The 229-nt window shown below is 65.5% G+C and carries 1 protein-coding gene; it reads left to right on the forward strand.

Features of this window, described 5'->3' with window-relative positions:
- Positions 1-229 (forward strand): Gfo/Idh/MocA family protein (locus AC0CH8_RS19225; RefSeq protein ID WP_465241249.1); only part of this gene is annotated, 229 nt, incomplete at both ends.

Raw genomic sequence — 229 nt, forward strand, 5'->3', positions numbered from 1 at the left:
CACAGCCGGCTGGCCGCTGTCGTCAGCGGCGACCCGCTCAAGGCGCGGCGTGTGGCCGCCGAACACGGCCTCGATCCGAAATCGGTCTACCGCTACGCCGATTTCGACCGCATCCGCGACAATCCCGATGTCGACATCGTCTATGTCTGCCTGCCCAATTCGCTGCACGCCGAATACACGATCCGTGCGGCCAGGGCGGGCAAGCACGTGCTGTGCGAAAAGCCGATGG

Source organism: Sphingomonas sp. AC435 (assembly GCF_979253005.1).